Source organism: Pseudomonas pichavaramensis (assembly GCF_050473265.1).
In the GTDB taxonomy this organism is placed as follows: domain Bacteria; phylum Pseudomonadota; class Gammaproteobacteria; order Pseudomonadales; family Pseudomonadaceae; genus Aquipseudomonas.
Genome location: NZ_JBJKFJ010000013.1, coordinates 112,471 through 133,707 on the forward strand (window position 1 = coordinate 112,471; position 21,237 = coordinate 133,707).

A 21,237-nucleotide genomic window follows, 5' to 3' on the forward strand; every position below is an offset into this window, starting at 1 on the left:
GGTGATGCAGACTACTCCGACAGTGAAAAGCCCGGAAGGTGGCGTGACATGCCACAATGGTCAGGTTTCGTGGCATTGCCGCGCCCTTGCTGGCTGCGACCCGCGGTCGCAATGCGTCATGGCAATGTCATCATTTGGTCATAATGTTCGTAGAACCTATCCACGATCCGCTGCGCGTCGGCTCTGCTGCGTTAAAAAAAGGCTCAGAATGCTCATGTGCTAGAGCACACTCCGCTTCCTCGCCTATTTTTGCCTTGCACAGCTCTAGCTCGCGAAATCGTGAACAGGTTCTATAACCTGTCACACTGACCCGCTTGCGCGGGCTCTGGAGTATGCCGTGAGCGTTACCCCCGCCAATCGCCTGTTCCCCGCCACTCGCCTGCGTCGCAATCGTCGTGACGACTTTTCCCGTCGTCTGGTGCGTGAGAACCGCCTGAGCGTCGATGATCTGATCCTGCCGGTGTTCGTCCTCGATGGCGAAAACCGCCGCGAAAGCATTCCGTCGATGCCGGGCGTCGAGCGTTTGTCCATCGACCTGCTTCTGCAAGAGGCCGAGCACTGGGTGGCGCTGGGTATTCCGGCGCTGGCGCTGTTCCCGGTCACGCCGCTGGAGAAAAAGTCGCTCGATGGCGCCGAGGCCTGGAACCCGGACGGCATTGCCCAGCGCGCGATTCGTGCGCTGCGTGCGAAATTCCCTGAGCTGGGGGTGATCAGCGACGTGGCGCTCGACCCCTTCACCACTCACGGTCAGGACGGCATCCTCGACGAGGACGGCTACGTACAGAACGACATCACCGTCGATGCCCTGGTCAAGCAGGCGCTTTCGCATGCCGAGGCCGGCGCTCAGGTGGTGGCCCCGTCGGACATGATGGATGGCCGCATCCAGGCCATCCGCGAGGCGCTGGAGCTGGCCGAGTACGTCAATGTGCGCATCATGGCTTACTCTGCCAAATACGCCAGCGCCTACTACGGCCCCTTCCGCGACGCGGTCGGCTCGGCCGCCAACCTTGGCAAGGGCAGCAAGAACACCTATCAGATGGACCCGGCCAATGGTGACGAGGCGCTGCACGAAGTGGCCGCCGACCTCGCCGAAGGCGCCGACATGGTCATGGTCAAGCCGGGCATGCCCTATCTGGACATCGTCTGGCGCGTGAAGGACGCCTACAAGGTGCCGACCTTCGCCTATCAGGTCAGTGGCGAGTACGCCATGCACATGGCTGCCATCGGCAACGGCTGGTTGAGCGAGGCTGTCGTGCTGGAGTCGCTCACTGCATTCAAACGCGCGGGTGCCGATGGCATCCTCACCTATTTCGCCGTACGTGCGGCAGAACTGCTAAAACAGGGGCAATGACGCCCCCAGGAACCCAGCGATGAACACCGAAGGACTCACCAGCGAAGCGCTAGAAGGCTCCCAGCCGCAACCTCAGGTCGAGATGGTGGCTGAACAACCGGTGGTGGAAACACCGGCACCGCCACCCCCCAGCCTGGATGACAGCAGTCTGTACATCCATCGTGAACTGTCTCAGTTGCAGTTCAATATCCGGGTGCTGGAACAGGCGCTGGACGAGTCCTATCCGTTGCTGGAACGCCTGAAGTTCCTGCTGATCTTCTCCAGCAACCTCGACGAGTTCTTCGAGATTCGCGTCGCCGGTCTGAAAAAACAGATCAATTTCGCCCGTGAACAGGCTGGCGCCGACGGCCTGCAACCGCATCAGGCGCTGTCGCGGATCAGCGAGCTGGTGCATGAGCAGGTCGAGCGCCAGTACGCCATTCTCAACGACACCCTGTTCCCGGCACTGGCCAAGCAGGGCATCAACTTCATTCGCCGGCGCTACTGGACGGCCAAGCTCAAGACCTGGGTGCGTCGTTACTTCCGCGATGAGATCGCGCCGATCATCACGCCGATCGGCCTCGACCCGACGCACCCGTTCCCCTTGCTGGTGAACAAGAGTCTGAACTTTATCGTCGAGCTGGAAGGTGTCGATGCCTTTGGCCGCGACTCCGGTCTGGCGATCATCCCGGCGCCGCGTCTGTTGCCGCGGATCATCCGCGTGCCCGAAGACGTCGGCGGCCCCGGCGACAACTACGTGTTCCTCTCGTCGATGATCCACGCCCACGCCGATGACCTGTTCCAGGGCATGAAGGTCAAGGGCTGCTACCAGTTCCGCCTGACCCGTAACGCCGACCTGTCGGTGGATACCGAGGACGTCGAGGACCTGGCCCGCGCACTGCGCGGTGAGCTGTTCAGCCGCCGTTATGGCGATGCGGTGCGTCTGGAAGTGGTCGATACCTGCCCGAAACACCTGCGTGACTACCTGCTCAAGCAGTTCGGCCTGACCGAGGGCGAGTTGTATCAGGTCAACGGCCCGGTCAACCTGACCCGTCTGTTCAGCATCACCGGCCTGGATAACCATCCGGACCTGCAGTACGCGCCGTTCACTCCGGTGATTCCCAAGCTGCTGCAGAACTCGGAGAACATCTTCAACGTGGTCAGCAAGCAGGACATCCTCCTGCTGCACCCGTTCGAGTCCTTCACCCCGGTGGTCGACCTGCTGCGCCAGGCGGCAAAGGACCCGCACGTGCTGGCCATCAAGCAGACCCTGTACCGCTCCGGTGCCAACTCGGAGATCGTCGACGCGCTGGTCGAGGCCGCGCGTAACGGCAAGGAGGTCACTGCGGTGATCGAACTGCGCGCGCGCTTCGACGAAGAGTCCAACCTGCAGCTGGCCAGTCGCCTGCAGGCGGCCGGCGCGGTGGTGATCTACGGTGTGGTCGGCTTCAAGACCCACGCCAAGATGATGCTGATTCTGCGTCGCGAGAACGGCGAGATCGTGCGCTACGCGCATCTTGGTACCGGCAACTACCACGCCGGCAATGCCAAGCTGTATACCGACTACAGTCTGCTGACCGCAGACGTGGCGCTTGGTGAAGACGTTGCCAAGTTGTTCAGCCAGCTGATCGGCATGGGCAAGACCCTGCGCATGAAGAAGCTGCTGCACGCGCCGTTCACTCTGAAGAAGACCCTGCTCGACCTGATCGCCAAGGAAACCGCTACGGCGGCCGAGGGCAAGCCGGCGCACATCATCGCCAAGTTCAACTCCTTGACCGACGCCAAGGTCATCCGCGCCCTGTACAAGGCCAGCCAGACCGGGGTGAAGATCGATCTGGTGGTGCGTGGCATGTGCTGCTTGCGCCCAGGCATTGCCGGGGTGTCGCATAACATCCAGGTGCGCTCGATCATCGGCCGCTTCCTCGAGCACACGCGGGTGTTCTACTTCCTCAACGGCGGCGACGAGAAGATCTACCTGTCCAGTGCCGACTGGATGGAGCGCAACCTCGACAAGCGTGTGGAGACCTGCTTCCCGGTGGAAGGCAAGAAGCTCATTACCCGGGTGAAGAAGGAGCTAGAAAGCTACCTGACCGACAACACCCAGGCCTGGGTGCTGCAGTCCGATGGCCGCTACGTGCGCCAGCAGCCGACTGGTAATCAGAACCCGCGCAGTGCCCAGTCCGGTTTGCTGGAGAAACTCACCGCCCCGGTAGTCGTTGCGCGCTAAACAGCGGTTGCTTGCAGCCTTCTGCTGACCCTCTCCCGCTTGCGGGAGAGGGGAGAAAACAGCCCGGCCGGATGTACCGTAGGGTGCGCCGTGCGCACCGTCGTCATTGGTGCGCGCGGCGTCTCCCTACAACCGCGCCCGTACCTGCTTGGGGCTGATGCCGAATGCGCGTTTGAACGCCGTGGAGAAGTTGGCGGCGCTGCTGTAGCCAGCGATCCACGCCGCCTGACTGACACTCACACCTTGCCGCTCCAGTGCCTCGCGCGCCTGTTGCAGCTTGCGCTGGCGCTGATACTCGAACAGCGATGTACCTTTGACGGCCTGGAACTGGCGCTGCAGGGTGCTGGCGCAGCAGCCAACCTCGTGGGCTATTTCCTCCAGCGACCAGCCATCCGCCTCGCCGCTATGGAGTAATTCCAAGGTGCGGCGAATGCGCTGGTGCTCATGCGGGCGCAGGTTGGCCGGCGCTTGTGCCGGTTGCCGCGTCAGCAGGCTGAGTGCTTCACCTGCGATCTCCAGAGCACGGCTTTCCAGGTAGAGGTTCTCCAGCAGGCGATTGCCGCATCCTGGGTGCAGCACCTGCTCGGCCAGGGTCAGCAGGCGCGCCGACGGTTGCCAGCGCAGCACGTTAAGCGGCCGGTAGTCGTTCTGCAGCAGTGCCTGCAGTTCTGCCTGGCCGTCGAAACCGCTCGACTCGAACCACTCCTGGCTCAGGCTCACCGACACCTTGCGGATGTGCTGACCCCGGCGCGCGCGGCGGGCGAACAACATCGGTTCGTTGAGGGCGATGGTCACGCCTTCGCCGCCCAGGCGTGGCTTGCCGAAGGTGAAAGGCTGGCCGTCGTAGCTGACCTCGCTGTGGCCCTGCAGAAAGAGGATGAAGTTGAGGTGCGGGCTGGCCTCGGCCTGGGTCGCGAAGTCCTGAAGCTCCAGGCAGTCCGAGCAGTGCAGCGAAAGCCCGCTGCGCAGTCGGCGCCAGCTCAGATGGCCCTGGAACAGCCGGTCACGACTTTCACCCTGCACCAGGCGGATGGCGTCGCCGGACAACTCCGACAGTTCTTCTGCTCTGACGATGGGGGCTTGGCTGCTCATCAGTGGTTCCTCTGCATGCTTCTGGCGCAAAGAACAAATCCCGGCGCGCAAACCTCTTGCTGCGAACAGGGTGGCAGACTACGCCTCGACATTTATTGATGCAAATCATTCGCATTATGTGTTGCGTTGTTCCATTCTGGCTCAGCGCATATCGGGGGAGGGGTATATGAATCCGCAATTGCGCCGACATCATTCGGTCAATCCACTGGCTGTCGCCGTTCTGATGGCGCTGCCGGCACTGGGCGTGGCCGCCGAAGAGCCACTGGAGCTGCAGGCGACCGAGGTGCTTGGCACCGCGCAGGAAGAACTGCGTCAGGCGCTGGGCGTTTCGCTGATCACCGCCGAGGATATCCAGAAGGCGCCGCCGGCTAACGACATCGCCGAGATCATCCGCAAGCAGCCGGGGGTGAACCTGACCGGCAACAGTGGTTCGGGGGCGCGCGGCAACAACCGTCAGATCGACATCCGCGGCATGGGCCCGGAGAACACCCTGATCCTGATCGACGGCAAGCCGGTCAGTTCGCGCAACGCCGTGCGTTACGGCTGGCGCGGTGACCGTGACACGCGCGGCGATACCAACTGGGTGCCGGCCGAGCAGATCGAGCGCATCGAGGTGCTGCGCGGCCCGGCGGCGGCGCGCTATGGCAGCGGTGCGGCGGGTGGCGTGGTCAATATCATCACCAAGCAGGCCGGTCTGGAGCATCACGGCAACCTCAGTCTGTACGCCAACATGCCCGAGCATAGCGAGGAGGGCGCCACTCGCCGGCTCAACTTCGGCCTCAGTGGGCCGTTGACCGAGAACATTTCCTACCGCGTCTACGGCAACCTGAACAAGACCGACTCGGATGATGAAGACATCAACGAGGGCCGCGCCATCAGCCCCGACAACGCCGCATTGGCCGGCCGCGAGGGGGTGCGCAACCGCGATGTCGACGGCACCCTGAGCTGGCGTCTGGACGAGTCGCAGACCCTCGAATTGCAGGCTGGCTTCAGTCGTCAGGGCAACATCTACACCGGCGACAGCATGAACAACCTCTCCGGTGGCGTGGTGGAAAGCTTCCGTAACCCGTGGATCGGTCGTGAAACCAATCGCATGTATCGCAACACCTATGGTGTCACGCACTACGGCGACTGGGATTTCGGTACCACGCTGAATTACCTGCAGTACGAGCGTACGCGCAACAACCGTCTGCGCGAAGGCCTGGCCGGTGGCCCGGAAGGGGCGATCTACAGTGACCAGTTCGGCACCATCGAACTGGAGAGCCTGACCGCTCACAGTGAAGTGAGCCTGCCGATTTCAGCTGTGTTCGAGCAGGTGCTGACCATCGGTGCCGAGTGGAACGAGCAGCGCATGGAAGATGGCGTCTCCGATCTCGCCGCGATCCAGAACATCGCGTACCCGACCCGTTTCGATGGCGACATCGCCATGCGTACCGCCTCTCTGTTCATCGAGGACAACATCGAACTACGCCCGGGAACCATCCTCACCCCCGGCTTGCGCTATGACCACAACAGCCTCAGCGGTGGCAACTGGAGCCCGTCGCTGAACCTGTCGCATCGCCTCGACCAGCACTTCACCGTCAAAGCCGGTATCGCCCGGGCCTACAAGGTGCCCAACCTGTACCAGAGCAACGGCTCCTACGCGCTGTACAGCAATGGCCTGGGCTGCTGGGACTACCAGGCCGGTAACCCCGGCTGCTTCCTGCTTGGCAACGAGCAACTGGATGCAGAAACCAGCATCAACAAGGAACTGGGCATCGAGTTCGAGTCCGGTGACTACCACGCCAGCCTGACCTGGTTCCGCAACGACTACCGTGACAAGGTCGAGGCCGGACGTAGCCCGGTGGCCACGGTAAATTTCACCCAGGGCAGCACCACGCGGGTAGCCAACGTGTTCCAGTGGGAGAACATTCCGCGGGCGGTGGTCGAGGGTTTCGAGGGCAACCTGAAGATGCCGTTGGCCAGCAGCCTGAGTTGGAACACCAACTTCACCTGGATGCTGCAATCGAAGAACAAGGAAACCGGCGAGCCGTTGTCGGTGATCCCCGAATTCACCGTCAACTCGACTCTGGACTGGCAGGTGACCGATCCGCTGTCGCTGCAGACCACTGTCACCTGGTACGGCCGGCAGACTCCGGGCAAGTACGACTACCAGGGCAATGTGCTTGGCGGCGACGCACGTCGGGAAATCTCGCCCTACGCACTGGTCGGTGTCGGCGGCAACTACGCCATCAGCAAGAACTGGAGCGTCGGTGCCGGCATCAGCAACCTGTTCGACAAGCGCCTGTACCGCGAGGGTAACAGCCGTGAGGCTGGCGCCTACACCTACAACGAGCCAGGGCGCACCTTCTACGCCAGCCTCAGCACCAGCTTCTGACGCCCTTACCCGAGGGTGGATGGCAAGAGCGCCATCCACCCTACGGTTCCTCCACCCCTAATAACAGCGGGCCACCCGCCATAACCTGATGAGCCTTCCTGCATGATCCGATTTCAAGGCGTCGCGGCAACTGCCTCGGCCTCGTTGTACATGACCAAGCTGTGCAAGCACTTTCGCCACAAGATCGCCGTGGCGTTCGATGAGCGCAGCGCCACTGCGCAATTTCCCTTCGGTCGCTGCCTGATGCGCGCCGAGGCCGATGCATTGCACCTCGATTGCCATGCCGATGACGGTGAAGCAGCCGCGCGCATCCGCTTCGTGCTCGATGACCACCTGGAGCGCTTTGCGCGCAAGGAAAGTCTGAGCATCGCCTGGAGCGAGGACATTACCGATGAGGGTTAGCGTCGCCCTGTGCCTGCTGGTGCTACTGTCATCCCTGAGCGTGCGGGCCGAGCCCTGGCAGCCTGCACAACTGGCGCAGGCAGAGATGCGCGAGCTGCAATCGCGCCACACCGGGCGCCGCTATCGCCTGTATCTGTCCAGGCCACAGGGTGATGCCCCGGCGCAGGGGTATCCGGTGGTCTATGTGCTCGATGCCAATCTGTTCTTTCCGCTGCTGTCGCAACAGGCGCTGATGTACCAACCGCACGCTGCGCGTGATGGTCGCGAACCGGTGCTGGTGGTCGGCATCGGTTATCCGGGCGATGCCCCGTTCGATATCCCGGCGCGCGCCGAAGACTACACGCCGCCGGCGCCGGACATGAGCGATACCGGCGACCAGCTGGCCGGACGACATGGCGGCGCCGAGCGCTTTCTGGATTTCCTCGAAGACGAGGTCAAGCCGCTGGTGGCGGCGCGCTACAAGGTCGACCCGCAGCGCCAGACACTGTTTGGCCACTCGTATGGCGGCCTGTTTGCCGTCTACACCATGCTCAGCCGGCCGCAGGCGTTCCAGCGCTATTACGCCTCTAGCCCTTCATTGTGGTGGAACCGGCGCTATGCCTTCGAGTTGCTACAGGGTTACTCGGGCCGCAAGGCGCATCCGCCGGTTCGCCTGATGCTCAGCGTGGGTGCTGCCGAGCAACCGGCCGCCGATGCACCGCTTGAGGATGCACGGCAACGGCATCTGGCCGAGCGACGCATGGTCGACAACACCCGCGAATTTCATCAACGCCTGACTGCACTGGGCGTGACCAGCGAGCTGCAGGTCGTTGCCGGTCAGGACCATGCCGGCAATGCGTTTATCAGCAGTGTGCAGGTGCTGGATTTCGCGCTGAGGCCTTAGAAGAAGCGGAGCAGCCCGCGAGGGTTACTCCGGCCCGGAGCGATTCAGGGCTCAGCGCACGCTCAGCGTCAGGTCAATGCGCTTGAGCCACTCGGCCTCGGCCTCGAAGTCGGCCTGGGTCAGTGGGTTGGCTTCCAGCCAGCCATCGGGGAAGACGATTTCCAGAGAGTTGTCGCCGACCTTGAATTTCACCTCGGGCATGCTCTGCGTGCCACGGATATGGTGGAACAGGATGGCGAAGCGCAGCAGCACGCACAGGCGCATCAGCTTCACGCCTTCCTCGCCGAAGTCGGCGAACTTGTCTTTGGGAATGTTGCGGCGGTGGCCGCGTACCAGCAGGGCCAGCATCTGCTGATCCTGGCGCGAGAAGCCAGCCAGGTCGGAATGCTCGATCAGGTAGGCGCCGTGCTTGTGGTACTGGTAATGGGCGATGTCCAGGCCCACTTCATGGACCTTGGCACCCCAGCTGAGCAGCTCGCGATTCCAGTCGTCGGTCAGGCCCCAGTCGCTCGCGACCTTGTCCAGTGCCGAGAGGGCCTTGGCCTCGACCCGAGCGGCCTGGTCGGTATCGACGTGATAGCGCTCCATGAACGCCGACAGGGTGCGCTCGCGCACGTCTTCGTGCTGATGGCGACCCATCAGGTCATACAGCACGCCTTCACGCAGGGCGCCCTCGGAGTGGCTCATGCGCTGGATTTCGCAGGCATCGAAGATGGCCTCGAGAATCGCCAGGCCGGCGGGGAAGATGCTGCGACGGTCAGGCTTGATGCCGTCGAGGTCGATCTTCTCCACCTCGCCCAGCTTGAACAGTTTGCGTTTGAGCCAGGCCAGGCCTTCGACCGTGACCTCGCCATTACCCAGCCCGGCAGCCTTGCTCGCCAGGCCGATGGCCTTGATGGTGCCGGAGGCGCCGACGGCGTCCTCCCAGCCCAGGCGACGCAGGCCCTGTTCGATGCCCATCAGCTCCAGACGCGCGGCGGTGTAAGCCTGGGCGTAGCGGGCCGGGGTGATCTTGCCGTCCTTGAAGTAGCGTTGGGTAAAGCTGACGCAGCCCATCTGCAGGCTTTCACGCAGCAGCGGCTCGAAGCGCTGGCCGATGATGAATTCGGTGCTGCCACCGCCAATATCCGCAACCAGGCGTTTGCCCGGCGTGTCGGCGATCGTGTGGGACACGCCGAGGTAGATCAGGCGCGCCTCTTCACGACCGGAGATGACTTCCACCTGATGGCCGAGAATTTCTTCGGCGCGGCGAATGAACACGGCGCGGTTGCGTGCTTCACGCAGGGCGTTGGTGCCCACTACACGTACCGCACCTTCCGGCAGGCTGGTGGTGAACTGGGCGAAACGGCGCAGGCAGTCGAGGCCGCGTTGCATGGCTTCTTCGCTGAGCTGGCGCTCATCGTCCAGGCCCGCCGCCAACTGCACCTTGTCGCCGAGTCGTTCGAGTATGCGGATTTCGTGATTGTCGGCCTTGGCCAGAACCATGTGGAAACTGTTCGAGCCCAGATCGATGGCAGCGATCAGAGGAAAATTCTCGGCAGGGGCTTGGGGCATGATGACGGCATCTCGTTCGATTTCCGCGCCATCCTGCCACGACTGAGCGCATGAGCCAACGCATACGGATGTCGCATGAAACTGGTCTAGACCTGTTGATCCGCAAGGTTCGCCACGTTCAGTGGCTGTTTCAGCACCTGCTCATCGCAGTTGTGCCCCTCGCCACCGCGGTCGACCACCAGAAAGCGACCGGGATGCTGCAGGCACAGCAGCGGATGATGCCAGGTGCCGCAGGCATAATTGATGCCCTGATCCGGGGCGCTGACGAAGGCGCGAATCTTCGATTCGTCCAGTTCGCCAGGCGGTGCGACGACGATCAGCATGCGTCCGCCATCCACCGGATAGAAGGCCTGACTACCCAGCGGGTGGCGTTCGAGCATGCGGATCTCGATGGGCGTATGCCAGGCCTTGCCCTCGAACAGATTGACCAACGTGCGCGCTGCCTCGCCGGCCAGCTCCACCTTGGCCAGATCGTGGTAGCGGGTGGTGGTGCCGGCATTGATCGGGAAGGCCGAGGCCCCGGCTACTTCGATCACATCGCCGAAGGGCGCAAAGGCCTCTCGGGTCAGTGGCTCGATACGCAGTGGCGGCAGCAATGGCATGGGCGCGTTCACAGGTTCACCGAGCCGATGAAGTTGCGCAGCTCCTCGGTCTGCGGCGCGGCGAACAATTCTTTAGGGTCACCCATCTCGTGCACCTTGCCCTGGTGCATGAACACCAGCTTGTCGCCTACTTCACGGGCGAAGCGCATCTCGTGGGTGACCATGATCAGGGTCATGCCTTCGCTGGCCAACTGCTTGACCACCGCCAGCACTTCGTTGACCAGCTCGGGGTCGAGCGCCGAGGTGATCTCGTCGCACAGCAGCACCTTGGGTGACATGGCCAAAGCCCGGGCGATGGCCACGCGCTGCTGCTGGCCGCCAGACAGGCGCTCGGGGTAGGCGTCGAACTTCTCGCCCAGGCCGACGCGCTGGAGCATCTGCCGGGCGACTTTCTCGGCCTCGGCGCGCGAGGTTTTCTTCACTACCTGTGGCGCCAGCATGACGTTCTCGCCAACGGTCAGGTGCGGGAACAGGTTGAACTGCTGGAACACCATGCCGACCTTCTGCCGCAAGCTGCGTAGGTCGGCGCGAGCGGCGTCGAGGTACTCGCCGTCCACTTCGATGACGCCGTCGTTGATCGACTCCAGGCCATTGAGGGTGCGCAGGAAGGTACTCTTGCCCGAGCCGCTGCGGCCGATGATGGCGACCACTTCGCCCTCTTCGACGGCCAGGTCGATGCCCTTGAGCACATGATTGTCGCCGTAATATTTGTGCAGGGCGGTAACGTTAAGCAGTGACATTCAGCCTCCTTTCCAGGCGGTATGCAGCGAGCGAGAGCGGGTAGCAAAGCATGAAGTAACCGAGAGCGACGAAGCCGTAGACCATGAACGGCTCAAAGGTGGCGTTGGCCAGCATGCTGCCGGTCTTGGTCAGCTCGGTGAAACCGATGATCGAGGTCACCGCTGTGCCCTTGACCACCTGTACCGAGAACCCGACGGTGGGTGCCACGGCAATGCGCAGCGCCTGCGGCAGCACAACATGGCGCAGCACTTCCAGGCGGCTCATGGCCAGGCTCTCGGCAGCCTCCCACTGACCACGGCTGATCGACTCGACGCAGCCACGCCAGATCTCGGCGAGGAAGGCACTGGTGAACAGCGTCAGTGCGGTGGCGGCCGCCAGCCAGGGCGATACATCGATGCCGAGCAGGGCGATGCCGAAGAACACCAGAAACAGCTGCATCAGCAGCGGCGTACCCTGAAACAGCTCGATATAGCCGCGTGCCAAAACCCGTGGCGCCGACAGTGGCGAAAGACGTGCCAGCAGCACCAGCAGCCCGGCGATACCGCCGCAGACGAAGGCCACCAGCGACAGCAGCAGGGTCCACTGCAGGCCGGTAAGCAGGTTGCGCAGGATGTCCCAGAGCGTGAAGTCCATCAGCGGGCTCCCATGATGAAGCGACGGCCGATCCACGCCAGCAACTGGCGAATGAGGATGGCCATGACCAGGTACAGCGCAGTGGTCAGCAGGTAGGTCTCGAAGGCGCGGAAGTTGCGCGACTGGATGAAGTTGGCGGCGAACGACAACTCCTCGGTGGAGATCTGCGAGCATACCGCCGAGCCGAGCATGACGATGATGATCTGGCTCGACAGTGCCGGCCACACCTTGCCCAGCGCCGGGCGCAGGACCACGTGGCGGAAAGTTTCGAAGCGGCTCATGGCCAGCGCCGCCGCGGCCTGCAGCTGTCCCGCCGGGATGGCCTGGATGCCGGCGCGGATGATCTCCGTCGAGTAGGCGCCGAGGTTGATCACCATCGCCAGAACGGCAGCCTCCCACTCGCTCAGGCGTACACCGAGCGAAGGCAGGCCGAAGAAGATGAAGAACAACTGCACGATGAACGGCGTGTTGCGGATCAGCTCCACATACACGCCGAAGATGCGGTCGAACGGGCTGATGCGCCAGGCGCGCAGTATCGCCCCGACGATGCCGAGACCAACGCCCAGCAGGGTGCCGATCGCCGTCAGGCCGAGGGTAAAGGCCGCGCCCTGCAGCAGCAGGTCGCTGTGCTGCAGAACGGCGGCAAAATCGAACTGGTACGCCATGGCTCAGCTCCCTGCGTAGCTCAGAGACCGGCCGGCAGCGGCTGCTTCAGCCACTTCTGGCTGATCGCTTCGAGGCTGCCGTCGCTCTTGGCGGTGGCGATGATGCCGTTGACCTTGTCCAGCAACGCGGCCTGGTTCTTGTTGACGCCGACGTACACCGGCGAGTCCTTGAGCTTGAGTTTCATGCTCGGCACGCGCTTGGGGTTCTTCTCGGAAATGGCCACCATCACCACGTTGCCGCTGGCGATCAGGTCAACCTGGCCGGACAGGTAGGCGGCGATGGTCGAGTTGTTGTCCTCGAAGCGTTTGATGGTGGCGCCTTTCGGGGCGACGTTGCTCAGTTCGATGTCTTCGATAGAGCCGCGAGTAACGCTGATGGTCTTGCCGTCCAGATCATCGAGGCTGGTGATAGCCGCGTCTTCCGGGCCGAATACGCCGAGGTAGAAGGGCGCGTAGGCCGCGGAGAAGTCGATCACCGCTTCACGCTCGGGGTTCTTGCCCAGGCTGGAGATCACCAGGTCGACCTTGCCGGTGGTGAGGAAGGGAATGCGGTTGGTGCTGTTGACCGGGGTGAGCTCCAGTTTCACCGCCAGCTTGTCGGCCAGCAGTTTTGCGGTATCGATGTCCAGACCACGGGGTTGCAGATCCGGGCCGACCGAACCGAACGGCGGGAAATCCTGCGGTACGGCAACTTTCAGCACGCCGGCGGCGCTGATGTCTTCGAGGGCGTCGGCGTGGGCGGTGCTGGCGCCGAAAGCCAGAGCCGCGAACAGGGTGCCCAGCAGAGTACGGTGGAATTTGCGCATGACGATCTCCCAGCAAATGAAAGAAAAACGAAGTGTTTTGCTTGCCATCGCCAGTGCATCGCTTGTGCCAAGTCCAGTGTAAACGGGCGTTTTGCGTGTGCAGATGAGTGGAAACAAGGTCTTACTGGTCTGAACAGTTGGCGTATCTGACCAGTTGGTCAGAATGATTTCTGCGCCATATGTGAGCGTTCTCTTGCGGGGCTGAACCATAAGGGGGCGTCGCTTGCCTGGAGTGGTCTTCTGGCCTTACAAAGGCGGTTCAACTGGACTGACCGGCCCGAACAGCGATGAACCCATCTTCCCCTCGTGCAGTGCCCGAATACGCCTTGCAGGCAATCCGTCGCCTGATCGAGGAGGAGGGCTATCGCCCGGGCGATGCGTTGCCGTCGCAGCGTGATCTGGCTGAGCGGCTGGGGGTGAGTCGCGCGTCTTTGCGCGAGGCGTTATCGTCACTCAGTGCGCTGGGTCTGGTCAGCGTCCAGGCTGGCAAGGGTGTTTTCGTCCAGGCTCCGGCGAAGGCCGAGGTTGCCAGCGGCTTCGTCTGGCCCTTCGCCGCGCAGGTGTCGGCGGCGGACACCTTTCAGCTGCGCTTCGCTCTGGAGGGCTTCGCCTGTGGGCTGGCGGCAGGGGTGATGACCGCCGAGGAGCTGGACATCCTCGAAGACAACGTCGAACAGATGCGTCAGGCGTTACGCGCCGAGGATTTCGAGCAGGCCACACGGCTGGATTTCGAGTTCCACCGGCGCATCCTCGCCGCCAGTGGTAACCAGGCGATGTTCGCCCTGGTGACCTCCAGCGCTGATATCTTTCTGGAAAGCCAGAAACTGCCGTTCATCCGCCCCGAGCGCGCCATGGAGACCTGGCAGGAGCACCGCAAGATTCTCAAGGCGCTGGCCCGACACGCCGCAGGGGCGGCGCAGAAGGCCATGCAGCAACACATCCGCGCGGCGGCGCTACGCACCGGTATCGCCTTCATCACGCTGGGTGATTGAAACTATTGAGTGGCTCAATCGCCAGCGCCTTTCGAAGTTCAGTAAAGCCGGGCTATGATGTCGCCACTTTTGGTTACCTGCCATCCTTGGCGGCAACCCTTCGGGCCGTCGCCAGCGACGTCAAAGATTCCTCCCGGCAATTTTTTGCTTCCGAATATACGGAGACTTCTCATGAGCGAATTCATCACCAACGTCAGCGACGCCAGCTTCGACCAGGACGTCATCCAGGCTGAAGGTCCGGTTCTGGTCGACTACTGGGCTGAGTGGTGCGGTCCGTGCAAGATGATCGCACCGGTGCTGGACGAGATCGCCAAGGAATACCAGGGCAAACTCAAGGTGTGCAAACTGAACATCGACGAGAATCAGGAAACCCCGCCGAAGTACGGCGTACGCGGTATCCCGACCCTGATGCTGTTCAAGAACGGCAACGTCGAGGCGACCAAGGTCGGCGCACTGTCCAAGTCGCAACTGGCTGCCTTCCTCGACAGCAACATCTGAGTCGTAGGGTGGATCGCGCTTCAGCGATCCGCCATGGCATCGCAAGTGGTGGATGAGAAAAGCGTCATCCACCCTGCATCGCCAAGTGAAGACCCCGCTTTTTGCGGGGTTTTTCGTTTTCGGGGCTAGACGCTGTTTTTTTCCGGTGTTAAATTCGGCCTCGCTGCATTTTCTATGCAGCCCTCTGCATGCCGTCGCCGATTCATTCCTATACGAACTCGTTCGCGATCCTGTCGCCTTCTCTGCGGCGCGGCCTCTCAAGCTAACAGCTTTCTTCTCCTCTCGATGATCACGTCATTCCTATGAATCTGACCGAACTCAAGCAAAAGCCGATTGCCGAACTGCTGGACATGGCCGAACAGATGGGCCTGGAAAACATGGCCCGTTCGCGCAAACAGGACATCATCTTCGCCCTGCTGAAAAAGCATGCCAAAAGCGGCGAGGAAATTTCCGGTGACGGCGTGCTGGAGATCCTCCAGGACGGTTTCGGCTTCCTGCGTAGCGCGGACTCCTCTTACCTGGCCGGCCCGGACGACATCTACGTCTCGCCCAGCCAGATCCGCCGCTTCAACCTGCGTACCGGTGACACCATCGTCGGCAAGATCCGTCCGCCGAAGGAAGGCGAGCGTTACTTCGCCCTGCTCAAGGTCGACAGCATCAACTTCGACCGCCCGGAAAACGCCAAGAGCAAGATTCTCTTCGAGAACCTGACTCCGCTGTTCCCCAACAAGCGCCTGACCATGGAGGCCGGCAACGGCTCCACCGAGGACATCACCGGCCGCGTGATCGACCTCTGCGCGCCGATCGGCAAGGGCCAGCGCGGCCTGATCGTCGCCCCGCCGAAAGCGGGCAAGACCATCATGCTGCAGAACATCGCGTCGAACATCACGCGTAACAACCCGGAAGTGCACCTGATCGTCCTGCTGATCGACGAGCGCCCGGAAGAAGTGACCGAGATGCAGCGCACCGTGCGCGGCGAAGTGGTCGCCTCCACCTTCGACGAGCCGCCGACCCGCCACGTGCAGGTGGCCGAGATGGTCATCGAGAAGGCCAAGCGCCTGGTCGAGCACAAGAAGGATGTGGTCATCCTGCTCGACTCCATCACCCGTCTGGCGCGTGCCTACAACACCGTGATCCCGAGCTCCGGCAAGGTGCTCACCGGTGGTGTCGATGCCCACGCCCTGGAGAAGCCGAAGCGCTTCTTCGGCGCCGCGCGCAACATCGAGGAAGGCGGTTCCCTGACCATCCTCGCCACCGCGCTGATCGAAACCGGCTCGAAGATGGACGAAGTGATCTACGAGGAATTCAAAGGCACCGGCAACATGGAGCTGATCCTCGACCGTCGCGTGGCCGAGAAGCGCACCTTCCCGGCGATCAACATCAACAAATCCGGCACCCGCCGCGAAGAGTTGCTGACCGGTGAAGAAGAGCTGTCGCGCATGTGGATTCTGCGCAAGCTGCTGCACCCGATGGACGAAATCGCTGCCATCGAGTTCCTCATCGACAAGCTGAAAGCGACCAAGACCAACGATGAGTTCTTCCTGTCGATGAAGCGCAAATAAGACGTTGCGCTGTGCCACAAGGCCGGGGAACCCGTAGTGCTGTTCACTTAAGGTTGTACGCGTTTGGCTCCCCTCTCCCATTTATGGGAGAGGGGTTGGGGGAGAGGGCTGAAAACACCGCATAACGGCCAGTTTTCCCCTCTCCCTAACCCTCTCCCCAAAGGGGCGAGGGGACTGATCGCACTTGACCGTTCTAACGTGAACAGCATTCCGGGGAAACCCGGCCTTGTCGTTTCTGCTGGCTTCTCAAGTCTTCTGAAAGCCCGACTTCGGCGCTAAACTTTATGGCTGACTCAAGCCAGCCTGACACGAGGCTCCTGCATGCAGTATCGCGACTTGCGCGACTTCATCCGTGAACTGGAAAAGCGTGGCGAACTCAAGCGCATCCAGACACCGGTATCGCCCATTCTGGAAATGACCGAAATCTGCGACCGCACCCTGCGCAAGGGTGGTCCGGCGCTGCTCTTCGAAAAGCCCACCGGCTTCGACGTGCCGGTGCTCGGCAACCTGTTCGGTACGCCGGAACGGGTGGCGTTGGGCATGGGCGCCGAGGATGTCTCCGAACTGCGTGAAATCGGCAAGCTGCTGGCCTTCCTCAAGGAGCCCGAGCCGCCGAAAGGCCTCAAGGATGCCTGGAGCAAGCTGCCGATCTTCAAGAAGGTCATCAGCATGGCGCCCAAGGTGGTCAAGGACGCGCCCTGCCATGAAGTGATCGAGGAGGGCGACGACGTCGACCTGAGCAAGCTGCCGATCCAGCATTGCTGGCCGGGCGACGTCGCGCCGCTGATCACCTGGGGCCTGACCATCACCAAGGGCCCGAACAAGGAGCGGCAGAACCTCGGCATCTATCGCCAGCAGGTAATCGGCCGCAACAAGGTGGTCATGCGCTGGCTCAGCCACCGTGGCGGTGCACTGGATTACCGCGAGTGGTGCCAGAAGCATCCGGACAAAACCTACCCGGTCTGCGTGGCGCTCGGCGCCGATCCGGCGACTATCCTCGGCGCCGTTACTCCCGTGCCCGATACCCTCTCCGAATACGCCTTCGCGGGCTTGCTGCGCGGTCATCGCACAGAGCTGATCAAGGCCATCGGCAGCGAACTGCAGGTGCCGGCCAGCGCCGAAATCGTGCTGGAGGGCGTGATCCATCCGGGCGAGACCGCGCCGGAAGGCCCCTACGGCGATCACACCGGCTACTACAACGAGGTCGACACCTTCCCGGTGTTCACCGTCGAGCGCATCACCCGTCGCCGCGAGCCGGTCTACCACAGCACCTACACCGGCCGTCCGCCGGATGAGCCGGCGATTCTCGGCGTGGCACTGAACGAAGTGTTTGTGCCGATCCTGCAGAAGCAGTTCCCCGAGATCACCGATTTCTACCTGCCGCCGGAAGGCTGTTCCTACCGCATGGCGGTGGTGACCATGAAGAAGCAGTACCCAGGCCACGCCAAGCGCGTAATGCTCGGTGTGTGGTCGTTCCTGCGACAGTTCATGTACACCAAGTTCGTTATCGTCACCGACGACGATATCAACGCACGGGACTGGAACGACGTGATCTGGGCGATTACCACGCGCATGGACCCCAAGCGCGACACGGTAATGATCGACAACACGCCGATCGACTACCTCGACTTTGCCTCGCCGATCTCCGGCCTGGGCTCGAAGATGGGCCTCGACGCTACCCACAAGTGGCCGGGCGAAACCAGCCGTGAATGGGGCCGCGCCATCGAGAAAGATCCGGCGGTGGTCGCGCGTATCGATGCGCTGTGGAGCGAGCTGGGAATCGATTGATGAACGTTACCCTGCAACCATCCGGCGTCACCCTTAGCCTGCAGCCCGGAGAGCGCATCCTCGATGGTGCGCGGCGCCTGGGCTACGAGTGCCCGCAAAGCTGCCGCAATGGCAATTGCCATATCTGTGCGGCGTTGCTGGTGGAAGGCCGCGTCAGGCAGAACGGCGTGGAGCTGGACCACGGCGAGCTGTTCACCTGCCTGGCCGAGCCGCTGGAAGATTGCGTACTGCACTGGGACGGCGTGCTGGCGCCAGGCGAGCTGCAGGTGCGTGAGCTGAATTGCCAGGTCATCGAATGCCTGGACGTGGGTGGCGACGTATTCCGTGTGCGCCTGCGTACCCCGGCTGGCAAGGCACCGCGTTATCACGCCGGGCAGTACCTGCTGATGCAGCGGCCGGATGGTCAGATGGCCGCCTTCTCCCTGGCTTCGGCGCCGCATTCCGGTCGCGAACTGGAACTGCATATCCTCGCTCGCGAAGAAAGCTCGCGCCTGCTGCTTGAGCACCTGCGTGAGAACGGTTTTGCCAGCGTGCAGATGCCTTATGGCGACACCCACCTGGCCGAGCTGCCGGACGGACCGCTGGTGTTGATCGCTGCCGGTACCGGTATGGGCCAGATGCACAGTTTGATCGAGCACTGCCGCGCCGCCGGTTTCGCTCATCCGGTGCACCTCTACTGGGGGGCACGCCGGCCCGAGGATTTCTATCAGTTGCCGCACTGGGCCGACTGGCAACAGCTGACCAATCTGCACCTGCACCAGGTCGTCAGCGATCAGTGCGGCTGGCAGGGCCGCTGCGGCCTGCTGCACGAAGCCGTGCGTGAAGACTTTCCTGACCTCAAGGCGCTGCACGTCTACGCCAGCGGCTCCCCGGCCATGGTCTACGCCACGCTGGATGCCTTGGTCGACGCCGGAATGGACGCGCACCAGATGCGCGCCGATGTATTCGCTTACGCCCCGCGCTGAAGGGGCGTGACGATAAGGTCTGGCTACCAAAGCCGCTTTTCAACGCCGCTTTCTTCGCGGCGGGGCGCCGCTCCTGCAGGGCGGAACCGCCTCGCTAGCATGGGCTGCGAACGCCACTGTTCGTAGGAGCCCCGCCCCGGGGCGAAGCTTCTGTGGCCGTGCTTCCGGCGTTACCTTTCGGGCGCTTGCGAGCAGTGGCGGATAATGCCTCAGCACCCTCCTGATTCGGGGGGCGGCTTTCTTTACGGCTAGGGCCGCTCCTACAAAGCGCCGTCAGGCTCCGTTCGTCTGAGCTATCGAGGCAATTTCTACAAACGTGAAGTTGGTCGTTTTTTAGGCATTTGATGGCATGACGCCACATGCTCTAATTCGCGCCGATTTCGACTCCATTTTTCTGCTATTCAAAGGACTGAAGGCATGTCTTCCCGTTGTAGCCCTCTGGCCGTATGGCTTTTTCTTGCTCTCCCGGCTATTGCCCTGGCGCAGACCCCTGGTGACCGGGAGCTGATACGTGACCGTCAGGAGCGTTTGCTGCAGGAACAGCAGCGCCGCCTGGACGAGCTGCAGCAACTGCCCGGCGAAGCCCCAAAACTGCAAACCGCCCCGGTCGACGACGAGCGCTGCTTCGATATCGAGCAAATTCGCCTGGAAGGCGCCAGCTTGCTCGGTGAAGCTGATCAGCAAACCATCCTTCAGGCTTTCGCCGGTCAGTGCCTGGGCGTCGGCCAGCTCAACGAGCTGCTCAAGGCCATCACCCAGTTCTATATCGACCGTGGCTACGTCACCTCGCGCGCCTACCTGCCGCAGCAGGACCTGTCCTCGGGTGAGTTGCGCATCATCGTGGTCGAAGGGCGCCTGGAAGGGCTGGACAGCTCGGAGCTCGCGTCGGATCGCGAGCTGGCCATGGGTTTCCCCGGCCAGTCGGGCGAAGTGCTGGATCTGCGCGAGCTGGAGCAACTGGTCGATCAGCTCAATCGCCTGCCGTCGCGCCAGGCCCAACTGGAGCTGGTGCCGGGCGAGGCGGTTGGCGGCAGCCGCATTCGCTTGCAGGGCCAGCGTGACAAACCCTGGCGTGCCGGTCTCAGCCGCCACAACGATGGGCAGTTGAGCACCGGTGAGCAGCAGTGGGGCCTGAGCTTCGACTGGGACAGCCCGCTCGGCCTGGCCGACCAGCTCAGTCTGCGCGCCACGCGTGATGCGGTGAGCGACAGCTATCGCCATTCCCACGGCCAGAGCCTGATCTACCAGGTCCCTTACGGTTGGTGGAACTTCAGCTACAGCTACAGCCAGAGCTACTACCGCACGCAAAGTGACGGCGGCGGTTTTCTCTTCGATCAGGACGGCGACAGCAAGACCCACGCCCTGCGCGGCGAGCGTGTGCTGCACCGCGACAGTGTCAGCAAGACGGCATTCAACCTCGGTGTCAGCCACCAGCGCACCAACAACTTCATACTCGGCAACCGCATCGACACCTCCAGCACCCGTCTTTCCGAGGCGCAACTGGGTTTCAACCACGGCCGGCGTATCGGCTCTGCCTTCGTCAACGCCGATATCGGCTGGCAGCGCGGTATTGGCGCCTTCGGCGCGCAGCGCGCAGGCGACCCGCAGGGCAGCCAGCCGGTGGCGCGCTACAACAAGTACAGTCTGGCCCTGAGCTACCTGCAGCCATTCACGCTATGGAACGAGTCCTTCAGCTTCGACAGCCTCGCCTATGGCCAGAAGAGCGAAGACGTGCTCTTCAGCCCGCAGCGCATCAGCATCGGCGGCCTCAGCTCTGTGCGTGGCTTCAAGGATGAATCCCTGTCCGGCGACACCGGCGGTTACTGGCGCAACCAGTTGCGCTGGCGTCGCCCGGTGACCTGGGAGGCGCTGCGCCCCTTCGTGCACGAATACAGCCTGGCGTTTGCCTATGACGTCGGTGTGATTCATGGCGGCCGCTACAACCCCGAACAACGCGGACGCATGAGCGGTAACGCCGTCGAATTCGCGTTGCGTGGCCAGCACCTGGCGGCCTCGGTGAGCTTCGCCCATTCCCTCGAACGTCCGGACGCCATCGAGCGTGATGAGCGCCCGGTCTATTTTCGATTCGATCTGTTCTTCTGATTACCTGGCCGGATGGC

General features: G+C 62.6%; 18 protein-coding genes. 11 read left to right on the top strand and 7 right to left on the bottom strand.

Annotation, left to right across the window (positions count from 1 at the left end):
- Nucleotides 1-337 precede the first annotated feature (337 nt).
- Both hemB and ppk1 read left to right on the top strand, forming a co-directional pair.
- The gene (hemB, locus tag ACJRW5_RS20035; protein WP_484572248.1) at nucleotides 338-1,351 is read left to right on the top strand and encodes a porphobilinogen synthase; all 1,014 of its coding nucleotides are present in this window, start codon (nucleotides 338-340) and stop codon (nucleotides 1,349-1,351) included.
- Between the two features lie 19 nt (nucleotides 1,352-1,370).
- On the top strand, nucleotides 1,371-3,557 hold the full coding sequence (gene ppk1, locus ACJRW5_RS20040) for a polyphosphate kinase 1 (protein WP_484572249.1): 2,187 nt from the start codon (nucleotides 1,371-1,373) through the stop codon (nucleotides 3,555-3,557).
- Between the two features lie 126 nt (nucleotides 3,558-3,683).
- Here ppk1 and ACJRW5_RS20045 read toward each other — a convergent pair whose 3' ends face one another.
- On the bottom strand, nucleotides 3,684-4,649 hold the full coding sequence (locus ACJRW5_RS20045) for a helix-turn-helix transcriptional regulator (RefSeq protein ID WP_484572250.1): 966 nt from the start codon (nucleotides 4,647-4,649) through the stop codon (nucleotides 3,684-3,686).
- A gap of 166 nt (nucleotides 4,650-4,815) precedes the next feature.
- Between ACJRW5_RS20045 and ACJRW5_RS20050 the strand changes: the two genes are divergently transcribed.
- The 3 genes from ACJRW5_RS20050 (at nucleotide 4,816) to ACJRW5_RS20060 (ending at nucleotide 8,311) form a co-directional block, all read left to right on the top strand.
- Complete coding sequence (locus ACJRW5_RS20050; RefSeq protein WP_484572251.1) at nucleotides 4,816-7,026, top strand: TonB-dependent siderophore receptor; 2,211 nt, start codon at nucleotides 4,816-4,818, stop codon at nucleotides 7,024-7,026.
- Nucleotides 7,027-7,128: 102 nt separating this feature from the next.
- Entirely contained in the window at nucleotides 7,129-7,428 is a 300-nt protein-coding gene (locus tag ACJRW5_RS20055; protein WP_484572252.1) for a DUF2218 domain-containing protein, read from the top strand.
- Nucleotides 7,418-8,311, top strand: coding sequence for an alpha/beta hydrolase (locus tag ACJRW5_RS20060; protein ID WP_484572253.1), 894 nt, complete (start codon nucleotides 7,418-7,420; stop codon nucleotides 8,309-8,311). Before ACJRW5_RS20055 ends, ACJRW5_RS20060 begins: the two co-directional genes overlap by 11 nt.
- Nucleotides 8,312-8,362: 51 nt before the next feature.
- On the opposite strand, the gene ppx is transcribed toward ACJRW5_RS20060, so the two are convergent.
- The 6 genes from ppx to ACJRW5_RS20090 all read right to left on the bottom strand — a co-directional run bounded on the left by ppx (nucleotide 8,363) and on the right by ACJRW5_RS20090 (nucleotide 13,312).
- Complete coding sequence (gene ppx, locus ACJRW5_RS20065; RefSeq protein ID WP_484572254.1) at nucleotides 8,363-9,865, bottom strand: exopolyphosphatase; 1,503 nt, start codon at nucleotides 9,863-9,865, stop codon at nucleotides 8,363-8,365.
- A gap of 86 nt (nucleotides 9,866-9,951) precedes the next feature.
- Complete coding sequence (locus ACJRW5_RS20070; protein WP_484572255.1) at nucleotides 9,952-10,479, bottom strand: ureidoglycolate lyase; 528 nt, start codon at nucleotides 10,477-10,479, stop codon at nucleotides 9,952-9,954.
- Nucleotides 10,476-11,207, bottom strand: coding sequence for an amino acid ABC transporter ATP-binding protein (locus ACJRW5_RS20075; RefSeq protein ID WP_484572256.1), 732 nt, complete (start codon nucleotides 11,205-11,207; stop codon nucleotides 10,476-10,478). The genes ACJRW5_RS20070 and ACJRW5_RS20075 overlap by 4 nt, the downstream gene beginning before the upstream one ends.
- Entirely contained in the window at nucleotides 11,194-11,844 is a 651-nt protein-coding gene (locus ACJRW5_RS20080; protein ID WP_484572294.1) for an amino acid ABC transporter permease, read from the bottom strand. The genes ACJRW5_RS20075 and ACJRW5_RS20080 overlap by 14 nt, the downstream gene beginning before the upstream one ends.
- Nucleotides 11,841-12,506, bottom strand: coding sequence for an amino acid ABC transporter permease (locus tag ACJRW5_RS20085; protein WP_484572257.1), 666 nt, complete (start codon nucleotides 12,504-12,506; stop codon nucleotides 11,841-11,843). The genes ACJRW5_RS20080 and ACJRW5_RS20085 overlap by 4 nt, the downstream gene beginning before the upstream one ends.
- A gap of 20 nt (nucleotides 12,507-12,526) precedes the next feature.
- Nucleotides 12,527-13,312, bottom strand: a complete 786-nt coding sequence (locus ACJRW5_RS20090) for a transporter substrate-binding domain-containing protein (protein ID WP_484572258.1) — start codon at nucleotides 13,310-13,312, stop codon at nucleotides 12,527-12,529.
- A gap of 287 nt (nucleotides 13,313-13,599) precedes the next feature.
- On the opposite strand from ACJRW5_RS20090, the gene ACJRW5_RS20095 reads away from it, so the two are divergent.
- The 6 genes from ACJRW5_RS20095 to ACJRW5_RS20120 all read left to right on the top strand — a co-directional run bounded on the left by ACJRW5_RS20095 (nucleotide 13,600) and on the right by ACJRW5_RS20120 (nucleotide 21,220).
- The gene (locus tag ACJRW5_RS20095) at nucleotides 13,600-14,304 is read left to right on the top strand and encodes a FadR/GntR family transcriptional regulator (protein WP_484572259.1); all 705 of its coding nucleotides are present in this window, start codon (nucleotides 13,600-13,602) and stop codon (nucleotides 14,302-14,304) included.
- Nucleotides 14,305-14,475: 171 nt separating this feature from the next.
- Nucleotides 14,476-14,802: a thioredoxin TrxA gene (gene trxA, locus ACJRW5_RS20100; RefSeq protein WP_037052882.1), complete on the top strand. Its 327-nt coding sequence runs from the start codon at nucleotides 14,476-14,478 to the stop codon at nucleotides 14,800-14,802.
- Nucleotides 14,803-15,104: 302 nt separating this feature from the next.
- Nucleotides 15,105-16,364 (top strand): transcription termination factor Rho, encoded by a 1,260-nt coding sequence (gene rho / locus ACJRW5_RS20105; protein ID WP_037052884.1) that lies wholly within the window; start codon nucleotides 15,105-15,107, stop codon nucleotides 16,362-16,364.
- Between the two features lie 321 nt (nucleotides 16,365-16,685).
- The gene (gene ubiD, locus ACJRW5_RS20110; RefSeq protein WP_484572260.1) at nucleotides 16,686-18,152 is read left to right on the top strand and encodes a 4-hydroxy-3-polyprenylbenzoate decarboxylase; all 1,467 of its coding nucleotides are present in this window, start codon (nucleotides 16,686-16,688) and stop codon (nucleotides 18,150-18,152) included.
- Nucleotides 18,152-19,117: a CDP-6-deoxy-delta-3,4-glucoseen reductase gene (locus ACJRW5_RS20115; protein WP_484572261.1), complete on the top strand. Its 966-nt coding sequence runs from the start codon at nucleotides 18,152-18,154 to the stop codon at nucleotides 19,115-19,117. Before ubiD ends, ACJRW5_RS20115 begins: the two co-directional genes overlap by 1 nt.
- Nucleotides 19,118-19,534: 417 nt before the next feature.
- A complete protein-coding gene (locus ACJRW5_RS20120) occupies nucleotides 19,535-21,220 on the top strand; it encodes a ShlB/FhaC/HecB family hemolysin secretion/activation protein (protein ID WP_484572262.1) in 1,686 nt (561 codons plus the stop codon).
- Nucleotides 21,221-21,237 lie beyond the last annotated feature (17 nt).

Bases quoted from the DNA above. Each gene is read 5' to 3' on its own strand.
- ACJRW5_RS20095 (WP_484572259.1), top strand. From the start codon at position 13,600: ATGAACCCATCTTCCCCTCGTGCAGTGCCCGAATACGCCTTGCAGGCA.
- ACJRW5_RS20085 (WP_484572257.1), bottom strand. From the start codon at position 12,506: ATGGCGTACCAGTTCGATTTTGCCGCCGTTCTGCAGCACAGCGACCTG.
- ubiD (WP_484572260.1), top strand. From the start codon at position 16,686: ATGCAGTATCGCGACTTGCGCGACTTCATCCGTGAACTGGAAAAGCGT.
- rho (WP_037052884.1), top strand. From the start codon at position 15,105: ATGAATCTGACCGAACTCAAGCAAAAGCCGATTGCCGAACTGCTGGAC.
- ACJRW5_RS20120 (WP_484572262.1), top strand. From the start codon at position 19,535: ATGTCTTCCCGTTGTAGCCCTCTGGCCGTATGGCTTTTTCTTGCTCTC.
- ACJRW5_RS20050 (WP_484572251.1), top strand. From the start codon at position 4,816: ATGAATCCGCAATTGCGCCGACATCATTCGGTCAATCCACTGGCTGTC.
- ACJRW5_RS20055 (WP_484572252.1), top strand. From the start codon at position 7,129: ATGATCCGATTTCAAGGCGTCGCGGCAACTGCCTCGGCCTCGTTGTAC.
- ACJRW5_RS20075 (WP_484572256.1), bottom strand. From the start codon at position 11,207: ATGTCACTGCTTAACGTTACCGCCCTGCACAAATATTACGGCGACAAT.
- ACJRW5_RS20115 (WP_484572261.1), top strand. From the start codon at position 18,152: ATGAACGTTACCCTGCAACCATCCGGCGTCACCCTTAGCCTGCAGCCC.
- ACJRW5_RS20090 (WP_484572258.1), bottom strand. From the start codon at position 13,312: ATGCGCAAATTCCACCGTACTCTGCTGGGCACCCTGTTCGCGGCTCTG.
- trxA (WP_037052882.1), top strand. From the start codon at position 14,476: ATGAGCGAATTCATCACCAACGTCAGCGACGCCAGCTTCGACCAGGAC.
- ppx (WP_484572254.1), bottom strand. From the start codon at position 9,865: ATGCCCCAAGCCCCTGCCGAGAATTTTCCTCTGATCGCTGCCATCGAT.
- ACJRW5_RS20060 (WP_484572253.1), top strand. From the start codon at position 7,418: ATGAGGGTTAGCGTCGCCCTGTGCCTGCTGGTGCTACTGTCATCCCTG.
- ACJRW5_RS20045 (WP_484572250.1), bottom strand. From the start codon at position 4,649: ATGAGCAGCCAAGCCCCCATCGTCAGAGCAGAAGAACTGTCGGAGTTG.
- ppk1 (WP_484572249.1), top strand. From the start codon at position 1,371: ATGAACACCGAAGGACTCACCAGCGAAGCGCTAGAAGGCTCCCAGCCG.